Annotated in this window: 22 protein-coding genes; 9 read left to right on the forward strand and 13 right to left on the reverse strand. The window is 67.3% G+C overall.

All coding sequences use genetic code 11. The features are described from left to right. The 10 genes from tatC to dop form a co-directional block, all read right to left on the reverse strand. Positions 1-957: a twin-arginine translocase subunit TatC gene (tatC, locus tag D5S18_RS32480; RefSeq protein WP_120044971.1), complete on the reverse strand. Its 957-nt coding sequence runs from the start codon at positions 955-957 to the stop codon at positions 1-3. Positions 958-1,039: 82 nt separating this feature from the next. Further along, positions 1,040-1,324 (reverse strand): Sec-independent protein translocase subunit TatA, encoded by a 285-nt coding sequence (gene tatA / locus D5S18_RS32485; RefSeq protein WP_120044972.1) that lies wholly within the window; start codon positions 1,322-1,324, stop codon positions 1,040-1,042. Positions 1,325-1,502: 178 nt separating this feature from the next. After that, a complete protein-coding gene (locus D5S18_RS32490; protein ID WP_120044973.1) occupies positions 1,503-2,531 on the reverse strand; it encodes a 2-dehydropantoate 2-reductase in 1,029 nt (342 codons plus the stop codon). Beyond that, positions 2,528-3,508, reverse strand: coding sequence for a helix-turn-helix transcriptional regulator (locus D5S18_RS32495; RefSeq protein WP_120044974.1), 981 nt, complete (start codon positions 3,506-3,508; stop codon positions 2,528-2,530). Before D5S18_RS32495 ends, D5S18_RS32490 begins: the two co-directional genes overlap by 4 nt. Next, on the reverse strand, positions 3,505-4,500 hold the full coding sequence (locus D5S18_RS32500; RefSeq protein ID WP_203237024.1) for a helix-turn-helix transcriptional regulator: 996 nt from the start codon (positions 4,498-4,500) through the stop codon (positions 3,505-3,507). Before D5S18_RS32500 ends, D5S18_RS32495 begins: the two co-directional genes overlap by 4 nt. A gap of 69 nt (positions 4,501-4,569) precedes the next feature. Then, positions 4,570-5,928 (reverse strand): Pup--protein ligase, encoded by a 1,359-nt coding sequence (pafA, locus tag D5S18_RS32505; RefSeq protein ID WP_203237025.1) that lies wholly within the window; start codon positions 5,926-5,928, stop codon positions 4,570-4,572. A gap of 164 nt (positions 5,929-6,092) precedes the next feature. Next, complete coding sequence (gene prcA / locus D5S18_RS32510) at positions 6,093-6,872, reverse strand: proteasome subunit alpha (RefSeq protein WP_120044976.1); 780 nt, start codon at positions 6,870-6,872, stop codon at positions 6,093-6,095. Further along, the gene (prcB, locus tag D5S18_RS32515) at positions 6,869-7,666 is read right to left on the reverse strand and encodes a proteasome subunit beta (RefSeq protein ID WP_120045245.1); all 798 of its coding nucleotides are present in this window, start codon (positions 7,664-7,666) and stop codon (positions 6,869-6,871) included. Before prcB ends, prcA begins: the two co-directional genes overlap by 4 nt. Positions 7,667-7,731: 65 nt before the next feature. Next, the gene (locus tag D5S18_RS32520) at positions 7,732-7,926 is read right to left on the reverse strand and encodes a ubiquitin-like protein Pup (RefSeq protein WP_040790983.1); all 195 of its coding nucleotides are present in this window, start codon (positions 7,924-7,926) and stop codon (positions 7,732-7,734) included. A 151-nt stretch (positions 7,927-8,077) separates the two neighbouring features. Further along, on the reverse strand, positions 8,078-9,577 hold the full coding sequence (dop, locus tag D5S18_RS32525) for a depupylase/deamidase Dop (protein WP_120044977.1): 1,500 nt from the start codon (positions 9,575-9,577) through the stop codon (positions 8,078-8,080). Between the two features lie 215 nt (positions 9,578-9,792). On the opposite strand from dop, the gene D5S18_RS32530 reads away from it, so the two are divergent. After that, on the forward strand, positions 9,793-10,956 hold the full coding sequence (locus D5S18_RS32530) for a DUF418 domain-containing protein (RefSeq protein ID WP_439651209.1): 1,164 nt from the start codon (positions 9,793-9,795) through the stop codon (positions 10,954-10,956). A 64-nt stretch (positions 10,957-11,020) separates the two neighbouring features. Here D5S18_RS32530 and D5S18_RS32535 read toward each other — a convergent pair whose 3' ends face one another. Continuing rightward, complete coding sequence (locus D5S18_RS32535; protein ID WP_120044979.1) at positions 11,021-11,983, reverse strand: ATP-grasp domain-containing protein; 963 nt, start codon at positions 11,981-11,983, stop codon at positions 11,021-11,023. Positions 11,984-13,634: 1,651 nt separating this feature from the next. Between D5S18_RS32535 and D5S18_RS32540 the strand changes: the two genes are divergently transcribed. The 5 genes from D5S18_RS32540 (at position 13,635) to D5S18_RS32560 (ending at position 20,191) form a co-directional block, all read left to right on the forward strand. Continuing rightward, a complete protein-coding gene (locus D5S18_RS32540) occupies positions 13,635-15,116 on the forward strand; it encodes a condensation domain-containing protein (RefSeq protein ID WP_120044980.1) in 1,482 nt (493 codons plus the stop codon). Further along, on the forward strand, positions 15,107-16,558 hold the full coding sequence (locus D5S18_RS32545) for a condensation domain-containing protein (protein WP_120044981.1): 1,452 nt from the start codon (positions 15,107-15,109) through the stop codon (positions 16,556-16,558). The genes D5S18_RS32540 and D5S18_RS32545 overlap by 10 nt, the downstream gene beginning before the upstream one ends. Further along, positions 16,558-17,919, forward strand: coding sequence for a condensation domain-containing protein (locus D5S18_RS32550; protein WP_120044982.1), 1,362 nt, complete (start codon positions 16,558-16,560; stop codon positions 17,917-17,919). Before D5S18_RS32545 ends, D5S18_RS32550 begins: the two co-directional genes overlap by 1 nt. Positions 17,920-18,001: 82 nt before the next feature. After that, positions 18,002-18,619 carry a TetR/AcrR family transcriptional regulator gene (locus D5S18_RS32555; RefSeq protein WP_120044983.1) on the forward strand — a complete coding sequence of 206 codons (618 nt, stop codon included), beginning with the start codon at positions 18,002-18,004 and terminating at the stop codon, positions 18,617-18,619. 39 nt (positions 18,620-18,658) lie between these two features. Continuing rightward, positions 18,659-20,191: an FAD-dependent monooxygenase gene (locus tag D5S18_RS32560; RefSeq protein WP_120044984.1), complete on the forward strand. Its 1,533-nt coding sequence runs from the start codon at positions 18,659-18,661 to the stop codon at positions 20,189-20,191. Here the strand turns inward: D5S18_RS32560 and D5S18_RS32565 are convergent. Beyond that, on the reverse strand, positions 20,188-20,610 hold the full coding sequence (locus D5S18_RS32565; protein WP_120045246.1) for a pyridoxamine 5'-phosphate oxidase family protein: 423 nt from the start codon (positions 20,608-20,610) through the stop codon (positions 20,188-20,190). The two genes, D5S18_RS32560 and D5S18_RS32565, sit on opposite strands and share 4 nt — an antisense overlap. A 65-nt stretch (positions 20,611-20,675) precedes the next feature. Here D5S18_RS32565 and D5S18_RS32570 point away from each other — a divergent pair, with 65 nt between their 5' ends. From D5S18_RS32570 to D5S18_RS32580, 3 genes are all read left to right on the forward strand, one after another. Continuing rightward, positions 20,676-20,969 (forward strand): DUF6412 domain-containing protein, encoded by a 294-nt coding sequence (locus D5S18_RS32570; RefSeq protein ID WP_120044985.1) that lies wholly within the window; start codon positions 20,676-20,678, stop codon positions 20,967-20,969. Between the two features lie 82 nt (positions 20,970-21,051). After that, positions 21,052-21,903: a membrane protein insertase YidC gene (yidC, locus tag D5S18_RS32575; protein ID WP_120044986.1), complete on the forward strand. Its 852-nt coding sequence runs from the start codon at positions 21,052-21,054 to the stop codon at positions 21,901-21,903. Between the two features lie 9 nt (positions 21,904-21,912). Further along, positions 21,913-22,437: an NUDIX hydrolase gene (locus D5S18_RS32580; RefSeq protein ID WP_239004152.1), complete on the forward strand. Its 525-nt coding sequence runs from the start codon at positions 21,913-21,915 to the stop codon at positions 22,435-22,437. Between the two features lie 10 nt (positions 22,438-22,447). Here the strand turns inward: D5S18_RS32580 and D5S18_RS32585 are convergent, their stop codons facing one another. Further along, positions 22,448-22,750, reverse strand: coding sequence for a hypothetical protein (locus tag D5S18_RS32585; RefSeq protein ID WP_120044987.1), 303 nt, complete (start codon positions 22,748-22,750; stop codon positions 22,448-22,450). Positions 22,751-22,834 lie beyond the last annotated feature (84 nt).

The following is a 22,834-nucleotide window of genomic DNA, read 5'->3' on the forward strand; positions in this document are numbered from 1 at the left end:
TCAGAGGGTATCGGAGTAGTCCGACACCGACCGAGCGGATTTCTCGCGCGGATTCGTCAGGGATTCGGCGGGGGCGATCGGTTCGGGCGCGCCAATCTCCGAGGCTTGGTCATCGGCCAGTGCCGACAGACCCTCGGCCTGCGCGCGGCGGGCACGGCGGCGGTCGTTGAACCGGGAGAACTGAATGGCCACCTCGAACAGCAACGTCAGCGCGAAAGCCAGCGCCAACATGGAGAACGGGTCCTGCGGGGTGACGATGGCCGCGAAGACGAACAGGCCGAAGGTGATGCCGCGCCGCCACTTCTTCAGCTTCTCGTAGCTGAGCACGCCGACCATATTCAGTCCGACGATGATCAGCGGCGTCTCGAAGCTCACCCCGAAGATGACCAGCAGCCGAATGATGAAGCTGAAGTACTGCGTACCGCTGAGCGCGGTGATCTGGACGTTGTTGCCGATCGTCATCAGGAACGACAGCGCGTGCGCCACAACGAAATACGCCAGCAGCGCACCGGTGAGGAACAGGAGGCTGCCGAAGGAGACGAAGCTGACGGCGTACTTGCGCTCCTTGCTGTACAGGCCCGGCGTGATGAACGCCCACAGCTGATACAGCCAGATCGGCGCGGCCAGCACGATTCCGGCCGTCATGCCGACCTTCAGGCGCAGCGTGAACTGTTCGAACGGGGCGGTGGCCAGCAGCCTGCACGCACCGTCGGGACTCAGCGCGGCGCGCGAGGAGGAGGGTAGCGCGCAGTAGGGTCCGCGCAGGATCTCACCCAGCGACTCCAGGCCGAAGAGCGAGTACTCGTACCAGATGAACCCGAAGATCGTGGTGACCACGATGGCCGCGAGGGAGACCAGCAGCCGATAGCGCAGTTCGTGCAGGTGCTCGACCAGCGACATGGTGCCGTCTGGATTCGTCCTGCGCCTGCTGCGCCGGGGATCGAACGGAATTCGCATGATGGTGTGGGTGCCCCTGTGAGGTATCGCGGCGCGCGGAAGAGAGATGGGCCTTTACCCATCCCTTCGATGCGAGTCGCGACTAGATCGACTTCGGCTCGCCGTGGGGCTGCGCGGTCGGCTGGGTCACCGTGGGCTGAACCTGCGGCGCGGCGGGCAATTCCGCCGCGGGGGCCGGAGCCGCCGGAGTCTGGGGTGCCGCGTTCTGGGGAGCACCGCCTTCGCTCTGCATCTGGGTGACCTCGGTCTTGAAGATGCGCAGCGACTTGCCCAGGCTGCGGGCCGCGTCGGGCATCCGCTTCGCGCCGAAGAACAGCACGAACACGGCCGCGATGATCAGCCAGTGCCAGATGCTCAAACTGCCCATGATTCAACCTCCAGAGACTGTGGCGTGCGGGGGTGCCCGCACCGGGCGGCGGGACGCGAGCATGCGTAACTATCACGTCCGACCACCTGCGATAGTTCAGATGCTACCGGACCGCGACATGCGTGAACTCCCCCGCCGGCGCGGATTCGCCGCCGATGCGCAGATGTTTGCCAGGTGTTCAATTCCGGCCCCTGTTCTCGGCATCGCGCAGTTGCCCGAGCAGGTCGGGTCCGCTCCAGCGGCGCGGGTCGCCCTGTTCGGCGGCCACCACCAGTTCGATGAGCCGCGCATTGACCGGGGTCGGCAGGTCGACCATCGCGCCGAGACCCACGATCTCGCCGCAGAGCCAGGAGATCTCGGTGCGCCGCCCCAGCGCCAGATCGTCGGCCATCGACGAACGGGCCTGCGGATCGATCGCGAGCACCTGCCCGGCCACCCGGCCGAACACCGCGTCCGGCACGGTGAGCAGCCGCGCGAACACCGCCGGCGGGAGCGGGGTGAGCCTGGCGGGCCGAATCCGCGCCCTCCGCATCGCCGCCAACGCCTCGAGCTGGGTCAATGACAGGCAGCGGCGGTAGTCGCGATCGGCGAGTTCGGAGCGCAGCGGCACACCGGACAGGGCGTTGATCGGATTGTTCAAGTTGAGCAGGAGTTTGGCCCACTGCACGGGAAGCAGATCGCGGTGCGGGCGCGGACCGAGTCCGGCGGCATCGAACAGCGGGAGAAAGGGGTCGAGGCCGGGATCGGCCCGCACCGCGAGCCCACCGCCGGTGCCGCGATGGAACAGACCGGGACCCTGACGCACCACATTGAACATCACCATGCCGGCGAGCACCGCGCAGGCGGGCAGGATCTCCCGGATCACCGCGTCGTTGCCGATCCCGTTCTGCAGGCTCAGCACCACCGCGCCGGGTTCGATCCGGCCGATCAGCGTGCGCACGGCCGACGCGGTATCCGCCGACTTCACCGTGACCAGCACCAGATCCCGCGCGCCGATCGCCGGTGGCTCCGTCGCCACCCGGAACTGCCCGCCGGACACCGGCACCGCACCACCGTCGAGATCGGTGAGCCGCAGCCCGGACTCGACGATCTCCCCCAGCATCCGAGGCCGCCCGACAAAGGTGACCTCCGCCCCCGACGCCGCCAACTTGCCACCCACGAACACCCCGACGCTGCCCGCGCCGAGCACCACCACCCGTCCGGTCACGCCTGGTCGACCCCGTTCAGCCCGGCCGCCTCGTAGGCGGCCAGCGCCGCCTGCGACCGCTCCCGCACCGCCGCCACCAATTCCGGCGGGCCGAGCACCTCGACACCGGATCCGAAGCCGAGCAGCAGCCGCGCCATCCAATCCAGCGTGGCGAAGCGCATGGTCGCCTCGATATCGCCGCCGGGGAGCACGGCGACCTTGTTCATCGGGTACTGATCGAGCACCCAGCCATAGTCGGCCTGAATCCGCAAGCGCGCCAAAGGAACCGCCGGATCGTCCTGGAACAGGTCCAGTGCGGTGGCATCCTCGGCGGCGTGATCGGGCGGGCGGGCGGGTTCGGCCAGTTCGGTGGCCGCCTCGATGCGATCGAAGCGGAAAAGTCGCACGCCCTCGGCCTCCCGGCACCAAGCCTGCAGGTAACTGTTGTTGTCCACCAGCACGATTCGGATCGGGTCCACCACCCGCTCGGTGACCAGGTCGCGGCTGGCCGAGTAGTACACCAGCCGCAGCGCGCGATGGCGCGAGACCGCGGCGCGCACGGTTGTCACCGCGGGAGCTTCCACGGGCGCGCTATCGACAATGGCCACCGTCGATTCGCCGACGATGGCCGCCTCGATCTTGGCGATCGCCGCGTACGCGGCCGTCGGATCCACCATGCCGGGCATACCCACGATCGAGCGCAACGCCACCAGCAGCGCCGTCGCCTCGGTGGAGGTCAGCCGCAGCGGGCGGTCGATCCCGGCGGAGAAGGTGACCTCGATACTCTCCTCGGAGAACGACAGGTCGATCAGGTCGCCCGGACCGTACCCCGGCAACCCGCACATCCACAGTTGATTGAGATCGCTCATCAACTGCTTGGTGCTGACACCCAGATCCTCGGCGGCCTCGGCCGCACCGATACCCGGATTGGCGATGAAGTACGGGATCATATTCAGCAGCCGCGAAAGCCGCACGGACAGCCGGGAATTCGCGCTCATGCCGAGACCTCCGTATGGTCGAACACCGAGCGCAGCCTGGCGATGACATCGGCGCGCAACGCCGCCGGTTCGAGCACCACCGCGTCCGGCCCCAGACCGGTGATCAACCGGGCCACCCAATCGTGCGAACGCACCGGTAGTTCCAGCACCGCACCGGAGCGCCCGCCGATGGCGCGTTCGGCCACCACCGTGCCTGCCCGACGCAACTCGCGCCCACGCCGCTCGGCCACCCACACCGTGGCCGAACCGGTGACCGGCGCCGAACCCGTCACCCTGGCCACGATCGCGCGCAGATCCACACCCTCCGGCTTGTGCACGGTATTCACCGGGCCGTAGGCGGTGATGTCCTCGCCGATCCGGGACAGCCGGAAGGTGCGCACCGCGTCGCGCTGCCGATCGTGCCCCACCAGATACCAGCGCCCGTGATGGGTGACCACACCCCACGGCTCCACATCGCGCATCAGATACGGGGCGTTGATCGCGCCACGATGCTCGAAGCGCACCGCCTGCCCGGCGTCGATGGCCGCCAGCAATTTGCCGAGCACCGGCTCCGACCCTCGGGTGCGAGCCGGGACCGCGGGCACCGAGGCCACCGCGGCATCGGTCTCCACGTGGATCCCGGCGGCCCGCAGCTTGAGCAGCGCACCCTCCGCGGCCGCCGCCAACTCCGGCGACTCCCACATCTGCACCGCCACCGCGACCGCCGCCGCCTCCGCGCTGTTCAGATCGATCTCGGGAAGTTCGTAGGCATCCCGGTTGATCCGGTACCCCTCCGCCGTCGAATACCGGCTCACCGGACCCATTTCCAGCGGAATGCCCAGATCGCGCAGTTCATTCTTGTCCCGCTCGAACATTCGGCTGAACGCCTCGTCGCTGACCGAGTCCTCATAGCCCGCGACGGATTCCCTGATCCGCTCGGCGGTCAGAAACTGCCGGGTCGACAGCAGCGCGATGACCAGATTCATCAAACGCTCGACCTTGGTTATCGCCACCCGATAGAGGGTAATCCGCGTGCCCCGGCCGGTGCGCGGCGGCGCGCGAATCACCCGACCGGGGGTAGCTCACATGGAGGCGATGAGCCGATCGACCCGCTCGTCCACCGAGCGGAACGGGTCCTTGCACAGCACCGTGCGCTGGGCCTGATCGTTGAGCTTCAGGTGCACCCAGTCGACGGTGAAATCGCGGCCCGCCTCCTGCGCGGCGGTGATGAAATCACCGCGCAGCTTGGCCCTGGTGGTCTGCGGCGGGGTATCGACGGCGGCGTCGACCGCCTCGTCCTCGGTGATCCGCTTGGCCAGACCCTTGCGCTGCAGCAGGTCGAACACGCCGCGGCCGCGCTTGATGTCGTGGTAGGCCAGATCCAACTGGGCGATCTTCGGATCGGACAGATCCATGTTGTAGCGGTCCTGGTAGCGCTGGAACAGCTTGCGCTTGATCACCCAGTCGATCTCGGTGTCGACCTTGGCGAAATCCTGGGCCTCCACCGCGTCGAGGGTGCGGCCCCACAGGTCCACCACCTGGTCGATCTGGGGGTCGCGGTCGCGGTTGCGCAGATGTTCGACCGCGCGGGTGTAGTACTCGCGCTGGATCTCGAGCGCACTGGCCTGCCGACCGCCCGCCAACCGCACCGGGCGGCGACCGGTCAGATCGTGCGACACCTCGCGGATCGCGCGAATCGGATTGTCCAGGGCAAAATCTCGGAACGAGACGCCCGCCTCGATCATCTCCAGCACCAGGCCTGCGGTGCCGACCTTGAGCATGGTGGTGGTCTCGGACATGTTCGAATCGCCGACGATCACATGCAGGCGACGGTACTTCTCGGCGTCGGCGTGCGGCTCGTCACGGGTATTGATGATCGGACGCGACCGGGTGGTGGCCGAGGACACGCCCTCCCAGATGTGCTCGGCGCGCTGGGACAGACAGAAGGTGGCCGCCTTGGGCGTCTGGAGCACCTTGCCCGCGCCGCAGATCAACTGGCGGGTAACCAGGAACGGCAGCAGCACATCGGAGATCCTGGAGAACTCCCCAGCCCGCACCACGAGGAAATTCTCGTGGCAGCCGTAGGAGTTGCCCGCGGAATCGGTGTTGTTCTTGAACAGGTAGATATCGCCACCGATACCCTCCTCCGCCAACCGCTGCTCGGCATCGATCAGCAATTCCTCCAGCACCCGCTCACCCGCGCGATCGTGGGTGACCAATTGGTGCAAACTGTCGCACTCGGCCGTGGCGTACTCCGGATGCGACCCGACATCCAGGTAGAGTCGAGCACCGTTGCGGAGGAATACGTTCGAGCTACGGCCCCAGGACACCACCCGCCGGAAAAGGTACCGGGCCACCTCGTCGGGGGACAGCCGACGGTGACCGTGGAAGGTGCACGTAACACCGAATTCGGTCTCGATCCCCATGATTCGTCGCTGCACCCTTTCGACATTACAGCCATGTCATGCGGTTTCGTGGGGCTGCGGAGAACCGGGATGCATACGTCTTCACAACGATTTGGGCGGGATGTGCGGATTTCCACCGGCCGCCCAGACGCCCGACAGGGGTCCGCGACACCCGTGTTTCGCGGACCCCTGCGGGGAAACTACTCGGCCGGCTTCTCCTTGGCCTCGCCCTTCGATTCCGGCTCGGCCTTGCTCTTGGCCTTGCCCTTCGCCGGGGCGAGCAACTGCTCGAGCTGGGCATTGGTGATCCGGCGGAAGGCGCGACGCGGCCGGGCCTGATCCAGCGTGGCCACCTCGAGCGAGCTCACACCGAGACCGCGCTTGTCCTTGTCGGAACCCTCCGGAATACCGGCCTGTAGGGCCTTCACCGCGACGCCGACGGCGGCGGCCAGATCCAGGCCGGGCTTATAGGAGGCCTTCAAGGCCGTGAGGATCGGATCGGTAGTGCCACCCATGACCACATATTCGCGCTCATCCACGATGGATCCGTCGAAGGTGATCCGGTACAGCACCGAATTGCTGCCCTGCTCGGGATAGCCCACCTCGGCGACGCAGATCTCCACCTCGTAGGGTTTGAGCTGATCGGTGAAGATGGTGCCCAGCAACTGGGCGTACCCATTGGCCAGGGCCCGACCGGTGACATCGCGCCGGTCGTAGGCGTAGCCGCGCAGGTCGGCGCGCAGGATGCCGTCCCGGCGCAGATTCTCGAACTCGTTGTACTTGCCGACCGCGGCGAATCCGACCCGGTCGTACAGTTCGCTCACCTTGTGCAGGGTGGCCGAGGGATTCTCGGCCACGAACAGCACACCCTTGTCGTAGACCAGCACGACGACGCTGCGCCCGCGGGCGATGCCCTTGCGCGCCAGCTCGGTCTTATCGCGCATGATCTGTTCGGCCGACGCGTAGTACGGCAATGTCATGCCGGGGCACCTCCCTGTTCGGCCGCCTCGCGGTCGGCGACGATGGCGCGGGTGATCTCGGCCAGCCGCTCGTCGGACACCTCCGCCGCACCCTCGACATCGATGAGGATCGCGGTGGGGAAGATGCCGCGCAGCAGATCCGGACCACCGGTGGCGGTATCGTCGTCGGCGGCGTCGAACAGCGCCTCGACCGCGATGCGCAAGGCGCGCTCGGCATCGAGATCGCGCGAATACAGCTTCTTCAGCGCGGATTTCGCGAAGGTCGAACCGGAGCCGACGGCCGCGTAGCCGAAGCGCTCCTCGCTGCGACCGCCCACCACGTCGAAGGAGATGATGCGCCCCGCCCGACCGGGATCCGTTGCCTCGAGGTCGTAGCCGACCAGCATCGGCACCACCGCGAGACCCTGCATGGCGATGGGCAGATTGTCGCGCACCATCTTCGACAGCTTGTTGGCCTTGCCGTCGAAGGTGAGCGGGACACCCTCGATCTTTTCGTAGTGCTCGAGCTCGACGGCGAAGATGCGCACCATCTCCACCGCCATCCCCGCGGTGCCCGCGATCCCGGCGGCGGAGTAGGTATCGGTGATGTAGACCTTCTCCATATCGCGCTGCGCCAACAGATTTCCCTGGGTGGCGCGCCGGTCGCCCGCGAGCAGCACCCCGCCGCGGAAACTCACCGCGACAATGGTGGTGCCGTGCGGAGCGATATCCCGCACGGCGGTGCCACCGGAGATTCCGGTGGCACCGTCGATCGCGGCAATCCTGTTGGCGGGCAAGAGCTCCGGTGCGTGCATGCGCAGATGCTCGGTAAACGAGGACAGTGCGTGCCCGAGGTGGGGCCGCAGGGGATCACCCGAGGTCACTGGCCGCCCTTCTGCACATAAGCCCGCACGAAGTCCTCGGCGTTCTCCTCGAGCACATCGTCGATCTCGTCAAGCAGGTCGTCGGTGTCCTCCGCCAGCTTCTCCCGGCGTTCCTGGCCTGCGGCATCGACGCCGTCGGGGCCTTCGTCCTCGTCGCCGCCCCCGGCGCGCTTGGTCTGCTCTTGTGCCATGGCAGCCGACCTCCCTGTAGTCCTCATCATGATCGGAGCCCGAACCCGAGCACGGCCCCGATCATGAACAATGTCCGTGCTCGTATCACAACACTACCCAGCGACCATGACAGCTAGTCGGATCCGGGCGGGAATTGTCGCGTGAACGTGCCTATGTGGTCAGTTGTTCCACCAACTGGGCCGCGGTGTCCACACCGTCGAGCAGCTTGCCCACATGGGATTTGGTGCCCCTGCGGGGTTCCAGGGTGGGAATGCGCACCAGCGAATCGCCACCCAGGTCGAAGATCACCGAATCCCAACTCGCAGCGGCGATATCCGCGCCGAAGCGGCGCAGGCACTCGCCCCGGAAGTAGGCGCGGGTGTCGGTGGGCGGCTTGGTCATGGCGTCGAGCACCTGCTGCTCGCTGACCAGCCGCTTCATCGAGCCCCTGGCCACCAACCGGTTGTAGATGCCCTTGTCCAGGCGCACATCGGAATACTGCAGGTCGAGCATGTGTAGTTTGGGCGCGGCCCAGCTCAGACCCTCGCGCTGACGCATCGCCTCCAGCAGGCGCAGCTTGGCGGGCCAGTCGAGCAGGTCGGCGCATTCCATCGGGTCGCGCTCGAGCAGGTCGAGCACCATCGCCCAGTTGTCGAGGATATCGGTGACGCGCGGATCGTCATTGCCCTCGCGATCCATGAACTTCGCCACCCGCTCGTGGTAAAGCCGTTGCAGCGCAAGGCCGGTCAGTTCGCGACCGTCGCTGAGCGCGACGGTGGCGCGCAGCGTCGGATCGTGGCTGATGGTGTGCACGGCCGTGACCGGGCGGGCCAACTGGAACTCCGACAGATCCTCCCCAGCCTCGATCAGGTCCAGCACGAGTGCGGTCGTGCCGACCTTCAGGTAGGTCGACATCTCGGCCAGGTTGGCGTCGCCGATGATGACGTGCAGGCGGCGATATTTATCGGCATCGGCGTGCGGTTCGTCGCGGGTGTTGATGATGCCGCGCTTGAGGGTGGTCTCCAGGCCGACCTCGACCTCGATGTAGTCGGCACGCTGGGACAACTGGAATCCGGCGTGATCACCGGACTGGCCGATCCCGACCCGACCCGACCCGCACACCACCTGCCGCGAGACGAAGAACGGCGTCAGACCCAGGATGATCTGATTGAAGGGGGTGTCGCGGTTCATCAGATAGTTCTCGTGGGTGCCGTAGGAGGCGCCCTTGCCGTCGACATTGTTCTTGTACAGCTGCAACCGGGGCGCACCGGGCACACTGGAGGCGTGCCGCGCCGCGGCCTCCATCACCCGCTCGCCCGCTTTGTCCCAGATGACCGCGTCCAGCGGGTCGGTGACCTCGGGGGCGGAGTACTCCGGATGCGCGTGGTCCACATACAGGCGCGCACCATTGGTGAGGATCATATTGGCCGCGCCGACCTCGTCGGCGTCGATCACCGGGGCCGGGCCGTTCATCCGGCTCAGGTCGAAGCCTCGGGCGTCGCGCAGCGGCGATTCCACCTCGTAATCCCAGCGGGTGCGCTTGGCGCGCGGCACGCCCTCGGCGGCGGCGTAGGCGAGCACCGCCTGCGTCGAGGTGAGGATCGGATTGGCCGACGGCTCGGCCGGGGTGGAGATGCCGTATTCGACCTCGATACCGATGATGCGCTGCATACCATCGAGCGTAAGCGACGCACCCGCGCGAACAGGGCGCACCCGCCCGACGGATCCCACTGGGAGGGCCGCGATTCCGCAATGTCGCCCGCACCGTCGAAGAAAGTCGCCCGCACCGTCGACGGAAGTCGTCCCGAGATCACCCGCCGGGTACTACTTCCGGAGGATACTTCGGCCCGGCGCCCCATCGGATAGTTCGAGGCATGACCGAATCGATCACGGCCGCCGAACCGCGCGTCGCGTCGCCGCGCCTGGTCGCGCTGGACGTGCTGCGGGGGATCGCCATCCTCGGCACACTGGGGACCAATATCTGGATCATCACCGATCTCGGGGGGATGATCGGCTACCTGCACGAGGTCAACGCCGCCCCCGCCGCGGGCTGGATGTGGGTCGAGCGCGTGCTCGAGCAGGTGACGCAGGGCAAATTCCTCGGCTTGCTGACGGTGATGTTCGGCATCGGTCTGGCCATTCAGCAAGGCTCCGCGCTGCGGGCGGGGCGGGCCTGGCCCGGCGGCTATCCGTGGCGGGCCGGGTTGCTGTTCCTCGACGGTTTGCTGAACTTTCTGTTCATCGCCGAATTCGATGTGCTGATGGGCTACGCGGTAACCGGATTGGTCGTGGCCTGCATACTGGCGCGCAGCGATCGAGCACAGTGGCGCTGGCTGATCGGCACCGCCGCCGCGCATCTGACGGTGCTGACGGTGATCGCGCTCGGCATGATCTTCGCGCCGAGGGCAGGCGGATCCGCCGGGGCGCCGGATCCGAATCCGTATGCGGACGGATCATTTTGGGATCTGGTCGTATTCCGGGTCCAGAATTTGGGCACCTTCCGGTTCGAGCCGATCTTCATCGCCGCCATGTCGGTGGCGCTGTTCCTGACGGGCGCGCGTTTGTATCGGGCCGGGGTGTTCCGGCCCGAAGGCGCGCGAATCCGCAAGCGGCTCATGGTCATCGGCTTCGGTATCGCCGCACCGCTGGATCTGCTGGTCGGGGTGCTCGGAGGCGGGGACGCGATGGTGTTCACCCGGTACGGCACCGCGCCGCTGGTTTCACTGGGCTTGTTGTCGCTGGTGGCCCAGTTCTACCTGCATCGCCCCTCGGTCGGATTCGTCGGCCGCAGACTCACCGAGGTCGGCCGCACCGCGCTCAGCTGCTACATTCTGCAGAACCTGGTGGCGTCGATCCTGTGCTACGGCTGGGGATTCGGTCTGGCCGCCCGCGTATCCCCCGATGCCCGAGTGCCTTTCACCGTCGGCATCTACCTCGTCACGGCCGCGATCATCGGCGCCGCCGCGCACCTGTGGCTGCGCCGCTTCGAGCGCGGCCCGGTGGAGTGGATGTGGAATCTGAGTTACCGGGCACTGACGCGCGAACGCTGAATCGGACAGACAAGGCACCGTCCGCCTGCGGGTCTCGCCGGCGGACGTCGCTGAATACCGCCGCCTAGCAGACGAATTCGGGGGCCAGCTCGGCGGGCGCGCCGGGACGGGCCAGGTGGGCCGCCAGGTACGGAATGGCCACATCCATGGTCGCCTTCGGGCTGATCCTCGGATGCACATTGACCTCGAAGACCACCCCGCCGCTCTCCGGAGCCAGATCCACCCCGGCGAAGGGCAGGCCCAGCGCCTCGGTGGCCCGCACCGCCAGCTCCGTCACCGCCGAATCGACCTCCTCCAACGGGATGGGCGTGGAGACCGCGCCCCGCGCCACATTGCACGGCAGATCCGGATTGTCCTGCACATGCTCGTTGACCCGCAGCACCCGACCGTGCAGCACGACGACCCGATACTGGTGGCGACGACCCTCGGCGTCGAAATTGCGCGCGTCCCTGGAGATCAGCCAGTCCTGCGCGCAGCCGGAGTAGTACTTGGCCACCTTCTTGAACTGCCTGCGGGAGGTGACGTGGAAGACGTCGTCCCCGCAGGTGCCCGTGGTCGGGCGCGCCCAAACATCGCCGCCGAGGCGCTCGAAGGCGGCGTCCATCCCGTCGGCGCCCACATCGCGCGAGCTGACCGATTCCATCTGTCCGATCCCCGCCGCGGCGAAACGCTCCACGGTGAGGTGCTTGTCGGTGGCGATATGCCAGGCCCGGGCATCGGTACCCAGTGAGCGCACCCCGAAACGCCGCAACTGCTCCTGGAAAGGCACCAATCCGATCCGCATCTCGGGCGCGATCTCGTAGAGCACCACGGCCGACGGTGCGCAGACCAGATTCTCGGCGGGCACCTCGAGCCGCGCCGCACCGTCGACCTGGTACACCCGACCACCGCCGCCGGGCATGAAATATCGCGCATCGATCAGCCGCGGTGACTTTCCGGTAAGCGATGCGGCCGCTCCCGCAAGCACGTTCCTGCTGCCCTCGGTCGAACTGTGATCGGCGACCACGACCAGCTCATCGACTTCCACACGAACCCCTTGTCAGCTGAAGAATTGAAGACGGTGATCCCGCACGGGTCATGCGGGACCGTGGCGGTCCGACCGGATATGACCGGCGGCCGAATTGTCGTGCTGGGTCGCGGCGGGGTGTCAGCCCGCCGCGCTGGTACTGCTCCGGCGTATCCGGCGGCCCGGCCCGGCGTCGGATAGCGCCAGGATCCGATCCGATTGGGACACAGCGGGATACGACGCACGCAACAGGTCGGCGCGGGTGTGCCGCCGGATCGCGCGTCTACCAAGGGTGGCGGGGTTCAGAGTCGATGGACCGGATATCGGGGTGGGCGCGGCAGGCGTTTTCGTCGCCTGCGCGAGCCACCGTGCTCGATACGCGGTCATTGCCCGGACTCCCTCCGTAACTGGGGCGAGTCCTCCCGCCGACCGGGACTATACAGGCCGTGGCGGCATTCAGTGCGATATCACGACGCCAACGGGTTAAGACATGGTTAACCGTTGGAACACGACCCGCGCACAGCCCCGAAAACCCGCTCTCCGAACCGGGTTCGGTCCCGCGAAGGCGGCCGCGCGACGCGCCGGAAGAACGGCAACCCGGATTGCCGCCCGCCGTGGGAATACCGACAAATCGCACAGGTGCCGCGCACCGGGCATATGGCACGGATGTTCCTCGGTACCAGCGGTATTGACCGACGCGTCCACACCGGGGCGCGGATCGGGTCCCGCTCGCGCGGACCCGGACCGAACTCCCCCGCGATCCGGGTCGCCGCTACCGGTTCGCGACCCGAATCGGGTCGGTTCGCGACCCGAATCGGGAGGCAACCGCACAGAGCGTTTCGGATCGAATCCTGCTGCGCCAGTTCATGATCAGCTAGTGCTACCCCGAATCAACAGGAACCGCACGGTATTTCGAGATGGAAACAATCCGAATGCAGCCGCCCCGACATCGTTCAATACCCGCCAGCTATCTCCTGGAAGCAATGCGGCGGAACACCGCCGGGACGATCCGGTGAGCAAATTGCACAAAACAGCGGAAATGATGAGTTGCCAATAGCGCTCGAATCCATCCATCCGAAATTAGCCGACGCGTCGAATTCGCCCGAAGACAATCGGGCCGACGAACCGATCGCCGTACGTATCGACACGCATGCGCGAGCCTCGGCGAACCCGAAATTCTATCTCGGCCACATCCCATGACATGGCAACAATTTTCACTCCGCCGCGCGCCGCAGATCCGCCCGCACGAGGCCGACACCAGCGCGTACATGGCCGCCTCGAGGTGCGAGCCACCTCACTTTTCGGACCCCGATCTGTAACGAATAGATATACCTGGGATGAATTTAAACGCCCGCATGACGTCATCTCCAGCACACTTCCAGCAAATTGAAGCGACTACACTTCACATTTCCGCAGGCAGCGGCCCCGGTCGGAGTCGCCGAACGACGACCCATGCGGTTTTCCGCATTTGCCGCGGGAATGCCGGTGATCCACCTCACCGTCACAAAACTCTTCGGAATATCTTAGGGTTTCCCCATTCCGATCGACGACGACGTCCCGAGGCAATCCCGACTTTGCCCCGGTCCATCGGATGTGAAAAGTTCTGTCACTATTCGGATCGGTAATGGGCTAGACGCGAAAAAAATTACCGTTGGGCAGCTGAAGGTGCGTCATGGAATTCATTGAACTGGCCGACTACCCGGTGTCGGCAGGCCGAGTCGTCGAATGGCAGCCCACCGCCCGCACGCACTGGGCGGACTGGCCGCGCGACTCCAGAGCGGTGTCCTACAACCACGAGCATCATCTGCGGGACGCCCTGGAACACAGCCGCATCCGCGATCGCCGGGCCTACTGGCTCGGCAACGCCTTCCGGATCGAAGGCCCCCTCGACACCTCGGCCTGGCAGCACGCCCTCGACACGCTGATCGACCGGCACGAGAGCCTGCGCAGCCACGTCACCATCGAAGGCGGACGGCCCGCACGCTATACCCAGCCTCCCGGCGAGATTCGGGTGCGGCCGGTCGACGCGGGCAGCACGGCGTCGACCATGGCCACCTATCGGCTGGTAGAGCGCCTGCTCGACGAGGGCACCACGCCCACCCGCTGGCCTGCCTACGTCTGCGTGACGATCGAGAATCGCGGCGGCTTCACCGTACTCATCGCCGCGGACCACTCACTGGTCGACGGATACAGCACCGGCATAATCGGCAGCGAGCTGCCGCGCCTGTACGCCGCGGCCGTCACGGGCGAGGACACCCTGGCCCCGCAGTCGGAATCGGGCGGCTACCTCGACTACTGCCATGGCGAGCGCGCCTTCGCCGACGCGGCGACCGTCGAGACGGCGGGTGTGCGGATCTGGCGCGAATTCTTCGACGAGGCCGACGACGGCTCCGAGATCGCCCCGGCCACCGGCCCGCTCGCGCCGACCGCCCCGTTCAGCCGGGTCGCCGCGCGACCGGTCGCACTGCGCGAGGGCACCCATACCGCGCCGCGGGTGCCGCAGCGCACTCTCGCCATCGAGGTGCTCGACGCCGATGCGGCGGATCTGGCGGGCGCGGCCGCCCGCGAAAAGCGGCAGGGTCTGTTCGCGGTCCTGCTCGCCGCGTTCGCCGCGACCGCGACGGAGTACGGTGCGGGCCGCGACTTCCGGACCGTGGTGCCGCTGCACACCCGCTACGAGGAGCGCTGGGCCGAGACCGTCGGCTGGTTCGTCGGACTCACCCCGTTCCACCTGGATACCGCAGGCGCGCGCGGCGTCGCCGAACTCATCGCGCCCGCGGGTCAGGAGTTGCGGCGCACCCGCGCCGCCGCCGCGGTGCCCTTCGGCCGGGTGTGCGAACTGCTCGAGGTGCGCCCGCGCATCTCGTTCATGGTGTCCTACATGGACGTTCGCGCCATCCCGCTGGCGCGGACCTGGGTCGATTCGGATACCAGGTGGCTGCGCAGCCGCAATGTCTCCGACAACGAGTTCTACTTCTGGTTCATTCGCACCCCCACCGGCGTGACCCTGAACATGCGCTATCCCGGCACCGCCCGCGCCACCCGCGATATCCACCGGCACGTGCTGCGAATGCGCGAACTGCTCGCCGACTACGTCCGCTTCGGGGACGCCACCATCCGACCGATCGAAGGAGCGCCGCTGTCATGGAGATGACCCTCACCGAAGATTGGCTGCCGAAACCCGGTGCGCTGGTGGAGTTCACGCCGACCCCCGCCACCCTGGCCGCGGTCGCCGAGACCGGGCCGTCCTCGGCGCCCGCCACCTTCCTGCAGGAATCGCATATCCGCCGCTGGGCCGAGCGCCGCCACACCGACAACCCGCTGCCCTCGGAGTTGTCGCTGTGCTTCACGGTGGCGTTCCCGCTCGATCCCGAGGCGCTGCGCAAGGCGTTCGTCACCTTCCTGCGCAGGCACGAAACCCTGCGCAGCCGCTTCGATCTCGACGAATCGGGCGGTCGCCGCACGCTGACCCGCCACCTCATCGCGGCCGAGGACGTGGACCTCACGACCGGCTACGGCGGCAGCTACGCCTCGGGCGAGCAATTGCGCGACGTCTTGGTGGCCAAGTTCCGCGCCGTCGCCGATCCCACCCGCTGGCCCGCCTTCGTCTGCGGGGCCATCGATCACGGCCCCGACGGATTCACGCTGCTGTACAGCAATGATCACGCGTTCAGCGACGGGGTCTCGATGGTCACCGCCATCTTCGAGCTGCACGGGCTCTACACCGCCTACGCCGCCGGGCTCGAACCGCCGCTGCCTCCGGTGGGCAGCTATGTCGAATTCGCCAGGGCCGAGCGGGCTTCGGTCGCTGCGGGCGCACCCGAGTTGGATCGGATGGCAGCGCTGATCGCCGACAATGCCGAGCGGGTGCGCCCGCTGCCGCTGGATCTCGGTCTCGAAGCGGGCGAGGTGGCCGACAGTCGCGGGGCGAAGATCGATCTGCTCGACGCCGAGGAGTGCGAGCGGTTCGCCGCCGCGTGCAAGAAGGCGGGCGGGTCGTTCTCGGCCGGTATCTTCGCCGCCGTCGCGCTGAGCGAGTTGGCGCTCACCGGGCGCGAATACTATCTGGGCCTGAATGTGATCGGCACCCGCAACGAGCCGAAATATCAACTGGCACAGGGTTGGTTCATCAACCTGATGCCGATCCTGTTCGAACTGGACCGGACCGAGCAGTTCTCCGCGCTGATCGGCCGGGCCGGATTCGCGCTGGACTGGGTGAAACCCCTTGCGAGCGTGCCGATTCACGCCGCGCTCGCCAGGGCCGCCGAACTGACCGGACATCCGGTGCCGACCACGCACGACTGGCCGTGGGTGTCGTATATGGATATGCGCTCGATATCCGGTGCGGCGCTGGAGAATTCGCTGCCCGGCGTGAGCGGGATCCACGGTCTGGGCTCGCGCGCCCGCATCGGGCAGACCTCGCCCATGTGGTTCAACCGCGAACTGGACCGGCTGCATGTCACGGTGGCCTACCCGGATACCGAGTCGGCGCACGCGTCGGCCGCCCGGTACCTGCAGCGGCTGCGCGAGACGATGCGCGGTATCGCGGCCACGGGCGACTACACCGTCACCGCGTCGACCGTGCCGGGGTCGTGATGCGGCTGCGATTCCTCGATCAACTGAATCCGGAGCCGGGGACACTGTTGGAGTGGACCGCGATCGGCGAGGTCGATCCCACCTTCGCCCCGGCCCGCCCCACTTCCAATCAGTCCATACACCTCGCCTTGGGTGGCCAAACCACCTGGCTCGCCGCGCATTTCGAGGTATCCGGTCCCATCGACGAGGCGGCGCTGGCGGCGGCATTCGCGGCGTGGATCCCGCGCCACGACGCGCTGCACTGTGGCTTCGCCACCGCCCCGGATGGTTCGGTGGCGGTGAATCTGGTGCTGGACAGCGAGATTCGACTCGAGCGACGCGAGCCGGTCGCGGCGGATTCCACCGCGGAGTTGCGTGCGCTGCTCGGTGCGCGGCTCGACGCGGCCTGCCATCCGTTCGGCTTCCCGCCGTATTTCCTCGGCGCGGTCAGCCGCAGCGAAACCTCCACGGTCGTCGTGGGTTTCGATCACGCCATCTGCGATGCCTGGTCCATCACCATCGCCATCGCCGAATTGGACGAACTGTATCGGGCCGCCCGCGACGAGGGCGATACCGCCCGCGTCGCGGCGGCGCTGCCGGAACCGGGCAGCTTCCTTTCCTATTCGGCCAGGGAGGCGGCGGTGCCCTCGGCGACGACCGGTCCGCTGGTGCGCGCGTGGCAGGAGTTCCTGAGCGAGGCCGACTACGACCTCCCGCATTTCCCTGTCGAATTGGGGCTCGCGCCGGGCGCGCTCGCACCGTTCGGCAGCGAGGTGCGGCCGCTGCTCGGCCCGACCGCCACCGAGTCGCTGCATCGTCGCTGCCGGGCTGCGGGACATTCGCTGTTCGCGGCGCTGCTCGCGCCGGTCGCGCTCGCGGCGGCCGAAGCGGGCGGGCCGCCCGCGACGGATCTGGTATTCCCGGTGCACACCCGACGAGAACCGAGGCACCACAACACCTTCGGCTGGTTGGTCGCCAACGGTCCGGCCCGCATCGGCGCGGGACGGGATTTCGCCGCGACGGTCGAGGCGGCGGACGCGGCCATCCGGCACGGGCAGCGGTTGGCGCATGTCCCCGCCACCAGGGTGCTCGCGGCGACCGAGCTGAATCGCACTCGCCGTGACCTTTTCAGTGTGTCCTATACCGACTATCGCCATCTGCCCGGCGGTTCGCGCTGCGATACCGGCCGGGTTCGGCCGCGCAGTCCGGGGCAGTTCAGCCGGGGCGGACCGCTCGATGATGTGCAGTTGTGGTTCACCCGCACCGATGACGGTCTGGCGCTGCGGACCCGCTTTCCGGACACGCCCCTCGCTCGCCCCCTGGTCACGGATTTCCTGGACCGGGTGGCCAAATCCCTGGTCGCCGGCGCCCAGGGCGGATAGCCGCAGCGTAGCGGCCTCCCCGAGATAAATTTGCCCACCGGGAAATATTGCCTGGTGGGCAATTTTCTGTCATCCTCGAGGTATGGCGGAGGACGAGAAGCTCGGTCTGCGGGAACGCAAGAAGCGCGACACCCGCTGGGCGCTCAGCGACGCCGCGCTGGAGCTGATGTTCGAGCGCGGACTGGAAAACGTTGTGCGCGAAGATATCGCCGCCAGAGCCGGGGTATCGGTGCGCACCTTCAACAACTACTTCGCGGGCAAGTACGAGGCGTTGGCCTACCGGATGCTCTCGCGCCTGCAACAGACCGTGGCGGTGCTGAAGGAGCGACCCGCCGCGGAACCGCTGTGGACCGCGCTCACCATCGCTTTCACCGAACCGTACAAACTCAATGGGGTCACGTTTCCGACGCCTACGCTCAGCCAGCTCGCCGAGATCCGCAAGCTGGCGAACCTGCCCGAGTTGCGCGCCGTGCTGTCCGGCGATATCCACGACGAACTATTGCTGGTCCTCGCGCGACGCACCGGGACCGATCCGGATTCGGACCTGTATCCGAGACTGTTGACCAGTTCGCTGGTCGGACTCTACTCGACGGCGATGTACGTATACCTGCACGCCGACCCACCCCGCCCGATCGTGCCACTGATCGAAGAGGCCATGGCCGCCATCGCCGCCGGACTGCCCGATCCCTCGAAACGTTGACCACCTGAAACACCAAGTAAGACAAGGGGTTTATTTGTCATGTCCGAAAACCGCACCGATGTCCTTATCGCGGGCGCGGGCCCGAACGGCCTCATGCTCGCCTGTGAACTCGCCTTGGCGGGCATCAGCCCGGTGGTGGTCGAACGACTGCCCGGCCCGAGCGGGGAACCCAGGGCCAATGGCCTGGTCGGCTCCGTCTCCAGGGTGCTCGATATGCGCGGGCTCTACACCGAGTTCGGCGGACCGGCCGAAGGACCGAAGCCACTGCCCTACTACATCTTCAGCGGCATGGCCTTCGATATGACCGGTATGGACGCCGGTCCCATGGCCGCCCTGCTCATTCCGCAGCCGGAACTGGTGGTGAAGCTGCTCGCGCGGGCCACCGAGTTGGGGGTGCAGGTCCGCTGGTCGCACGAACTCACCGGATTCACCCGCGACGACAACAGGGTGCGCGTCGAACTCGACGGACCGGAGGGTCCCGTCGTGATCCATACCCGCTACCTAATCGGCGCGGACGGCGGCAAGAGCGCCGTCCGCAAGCTCGCGGACATCGAATTTCCCGGCAGCACCGCCGAGGGCACCGTCACCCGATTCGGCCACACGGATGTGCCCGCGGCGTGGCTCACCCCCGACGGCGGTATCGAGATTCCGGGCGCGGGCCGATTCCGCTTCGGACACAATCGAGTCGAGCGCGGCATGTTCGTCTTCGCCGAACTGCCGAGCGGAACCATGATGGCCATCCAGGAGTTCGACGCCGCCGCGACCGTCGTCGACGAGGACGCGCCGATGACATTGGCGGAATTGCGGGAGGCCGCCGAACGCGTCCTCGGCGCCGAAGTCCCGCTCCAACCGCCGACCGGCCCCGGACCGCACGCGCTGCGCCGCTTGGTCGGACAGAACACCAGGGTCGCCCGACACTACCGCGACGGCCGAATCTTCCTGATCGGCGATGCGGCGCACGTGCATTCGGCCATCGGCGGTCCGGGACTCAACCTCGGTCTCCAGGACGCGGTCAACCTCGGGTGGAAACTCGCCGCCCACCTGAACGGTTGGGCGCCGGCGGATCTGCTCGACACCTACCACGCCGAGCGCCACCCGGTGGCCGAACGCACGGCCATGCACTCGCTGGCCCAGTCCGGTCTCATGCTGCCCGGCCCCGAAACCGCAGGCGTGCGTGCGCTGTTCGGCGAACTGCTCGCCTACCCGCAGGTCGCGGCCCACATCGCGAATCTGCTGGCCGGCACCGACCGGCCCTATGACACCGGCGACAACCATCCGCTCTCGGGCAGGCTCGTCCCCGATTTCCGCCTCGGTGACGGCCGCCGAGTCGCCGAACTGCTGCGCACCGCCCGCCCGGTACTGCTCGTCACCGACACCGTCGCCGACCTCGCCGCGGGTTGGCCGGACCGGATCGAGGTGATCACCGCGACCGGCGCCCCCGCACCCGCAATGCTCATCCGCCCAGACGGTTACGTCGCCTGGGCCGCCGACACCCTGCCCGCCGCCGACGACCCGACCCTGCGCGCCGCACTGACCCGCTGGTTCGGACCGGCCAACAGCCTCGTCGCCTAGAGAGCTCCGAGATCGGCCGAGAGCCAGTGTTCGGGCCGCATGGACACCACGACCTGCGGCCCGAACGTCGCCGCCTTGGCGAGGTAGGCGGCCACCTTGTCACCGGGCAGGTAGCGCCGCACCATCTCCTCGTGCTGGGCGTCGGTCATCGGTTCGATGACAGTGACCGGACCCGATACCGAGACGTAACGCACACTGGGAGTGACGATTTCGGCCATCAGACTGAACCGACCCGCCGCCCGGATCAGCTCGAGTTTCCTACTGGTCGCCCCCGTCAGCACCCACAGGTCGCCGCCGGGGGTGTACTGATACCAGATCGGCAGGGTCAGCGGAGCCCGATCCGGACCGTCCGACACGGCGAGCGCGCCGATATGCGGCTGTGCGAGAAACTCCTGACGCTCTTGGGAATTCAATGCCATACCGCCACCGTAGTGCACAATCCGGACAGTATCGGTCCGCATTCTCGGCGTGTACGCTCAGCGCTATGTTCGCACGAGCCTGGCCGACGCTGTACGCGGTGCTCGCGTGCGTCCTGCCCGCCTTGGTGCTGTTCACGCTGCCCGAGCACAGCTTCGCGCTCACGGTGGCGGGCATGCTGGCCGCCGCGGTGGCCATCGCCTTCATCACCCTGTCGACATCGAGCCGACTTCGGCTCCCCCTCGGCACGGCCGGACCGGCGTCGGCGCAGCGCCGCCTACGCGGATCCTTTCTGCGCCAGAGCAATCCGGATACGGCGGGCCGGGTGCGCCCACGCGCGCCCGGCGGCGCGGTCGGCTGAGGATCCCCTCGGATCGTCGGCCCCCCGCTGACCGCATCCGTTTCCGCGTGCCCGGCGCACGCGTCACCGTCAGGTATCCGTCGTGCTCGACTTCATCTACTACCCCGTGTCCGCCGTACTCGCGCTGTGGCACACCGTCTTCGGCTTGCTCCTCGGCCCGACCAGCGGCTTGGGCTGGGTCCTGGCCGTCATCTTCCTGGTGCTCACCTTTCGCGCCGCCCTGTTCCTGCCCTTCCTGAAAGTCGCTCGGACACAGGCGATCATGAAGCGCCTGCGTCCGGAGATGATTCGGATCAAGCAGCGCCATCGCGGCGACCGGTTGCGGCAATCCGAGGAACTCCAGCGGCTCTACCGCGACAATGGCCTCAGCGCGGTGACCTCGCTGTTGGGCGTGGCCACCACGATCGCGCAACTGCTGCTGTTCATCGGACTGTTCCACGTGCTCGCCTCGTTCGACCGCACCGGGTCCGACACGCACCTGCCCTTCCTCACCACCGTTCGACTCACCCACGAGCAGAATCTCGCCACCCCGAACTATCTGTTCGACGCCGACGCGGTGCGCTCGTTCCTGGACGCGAAACTCGCGGGCATTCAGCTTTCGACCAGCCTCTGCGCCGCAGGCGATCTCATGTCGGCGGCGGCGCTGCTCGTCATCCCGCTCGTCCTCATCACCGCTGTCGCAACCCATTTCACGGCGCGGGCGTCGCTGGCTCGACACGAGTCACCCGCCGTGCTGCGCACGCTCATGCTGTGGGTCCTGCCCTGCGGCGCGCTGATCAGCGGCGCGGTCATGCCGGTGGCGATCCTGTTCTACTTCGTCACCAACAATGCCTGCACCCTGGCCCAGCAGCATCTGGTCTATCGGCGCTTGGATGCCGAGCAACCGGCCGCGAAGGCCAGTGCGCCCAGTCCCGGCGCGAAGCCGAAACGCTAGTCTCGGGCGGTGGCACAACCGGATCGGGAAATCATCGCCGTGTACGACCGCGAAGGTCGCGAGGTCGACTCGGCCGATCGGGGGACGGTCTACCGCGACGGCCTGTGGCACGCCAGCGCGGGCGTGCTGGTCCGTTCACTCGATGGCGAACGGATCTACGTGCATCGCCGCACCGACACCAAACTGGTGTTCGCGGGGATGCACGACTGCCTCGCGGGCGGAGTGGTCGATCCCGGTGAGTCCCCCGAGTCCACGGCCCGGCGCGAACTCGCGGAGGAACTGGGCATCGACGCCGACGCCGAGCAGCTCCGACCGTTGGCACGCGCGGCCTGGGACGGGATGTGGGTGGGCAGGCCGATGCGATGCCACCTGTTCGCCTACGAGGTGCGCTCGGATGGCCCGATCCACCACCAACCCGAGGAGATCGCCGCGGGCTGGTGGTGGACCGATGCCGAATTGCGCACACACCTGGCCGATCCGGATTGGCCGTTCGTCCCGGACACCGGCCGGTTCATCGACAGACTGCTCAGGTGAGAAAAGGATCTCAGAAGGTGCTCACCCACCAGGCTTCGAGACCGAACGGCCAGTCGCAGCTGGCCCAGGATTGATCCCACCAGAACATCGGATTACCCGCGCGCTCGTAGCTGCCCGATCCGGACCAGCACCGAATGTGGACCTGATGCCAGACCGGGATGCTGCACTGCGAGAAGGCGGTATTCGCACTCTGCTGATTCGCCCAGCAGAAGGGGTCCTGTGCCTGCGCGGCACCCGCACCGAGCACCGATGCCGCACCGATGAACGTCGCCGCGGACGCGCCGACGACGAACCTGCGCACGATCGCATTCATCACAACCTCCAATCGACGTAGGGGTACGAACCCCGACTCGTTGGCGGCCAACCATGTATACGAGCGCATCCTGTGATACCTGAA

The sequence above is a fragment of the Nocardia panacis genome, from assembly GCF_003598715.1.
Lineage (GTDB): Bacteria > Actinomycetota > Actinomycetes > Mycobacteriales > Mycobacteriaceae > Nocardia > Nocardia panacis.

What these genes read in the sequence shown, in the direction of transcription:
- tatC (WP_120044971.1), bottom strand. Translation starts at nt 957, where the DNA reads ATGCGAATTCCGTTCGATCCCCGGCGCAGCAGGCGCAGGACGAATCCA.
- tatA (WP_120044972.1), bottom strand. Translation starts at nt 1,324, where the DNA reads ATGGGCAGTTTGAGCATCTGGCACTGGCTGATCATCGCGGCCGTGTTC.
- D5S18_RS32495 (WP_120044974.1), bottom strand. Translation starts at nt 3,508, where the DNA reads ATGAGCGCGAATTCCCGGCTGTCCGTGCGGCTTTCGCGGCTGCTGAAT.
- prcA (WP_120044976.1), bottom strand. Translation starts at nt 6,872, where the DNA reads ATGACATTGCCGTACTACGCGTCGGCCGAACAGATCATGCGCGATAAG.
- prcB (WP_120045245.1), bottom strand. Translation starts at nt 7,666, where the DNA reads ATGCACGCACCGGAGCTCTTGCCCGCCAACAGGATTGCCGCGATCGAC.
- D5S18_RS32520 (WP_040790983.1), bottom strand. Translation starts at nt 7,926, where the DNA reads ATGGCACAAGAGCAGACCAAGCGCGCCGGGGGCGGCGACGAGGACGAA.
- dop (WP_120044977.1), bottom strand. Translation starts at nt 9,577, where the DNA reads ATGCAGCGCATCATCGGTATCGAGGTCGAATACGGCATCTCCACCCCG.
- D5S18_RS32540 (WP_120044980.1), top strand. Translation starts at nt 13,635, where the DNA reads ATGGAATTCATTGAACTGGCCGACTACCCGGTGTCGGCAGGCCGAGTC.
- D5S18_RS32545 (WP_120044981.1), top strand. Translation starts at nt 15,107, where the DNA reads ATGGAGATGACCCTCACCGAAGATTGGCTGCCGAAACCCGGTGCGCTG.
- D5S18_RS32550 (WP_120044982.1), top strand. Translation starts at nt 16,558, where the DNA reads ATGCGGCTGCGATTCCTCGATCAACTGAATCCGGAGCCGGGGACACTG.
- D5S18_RS32555 (WP_120044983.1), top strand. Translation starts at nt 18,002, where the DNA reads ATGGCGGAGGACGAGAAGCTCGGTCTGCGGGAACGCAAGAAGCGCGAC.
- D5S18_RS32560 (WP_120044984.1), top strand. Translation starts at nt 18,659, where the DNA reads ATGTCCGAAAACCGCACCGATGTCCTTATCGCGGGCGCGGGCCCGAAC.
- D5S18_RS32565 (WP_120045246.1), bottom strand. Translation starts at nt 20,610, where the DNA reads ATGGCATTGAATTCCCAAGAGCGTCAGGAGTTTCTCGCACAGCCGCAT.
- D5S18_RS32570 (WP_120044985.1), top strand. Translation starts at nt 20,676, where the DNA reads ATGTTCGCACGAGCCTGGCCGACGCTGTACGCGGTGCTCGCGTGCGTC.
- D5S18_RS32585 (WP_120044987.1), bottom strand. Translation starts at nt 22,750, where the DNA reads ATGAATGCGATCGTGCGCAGGTTCGTCGTCGGCGCGTCCGCGGCGACG.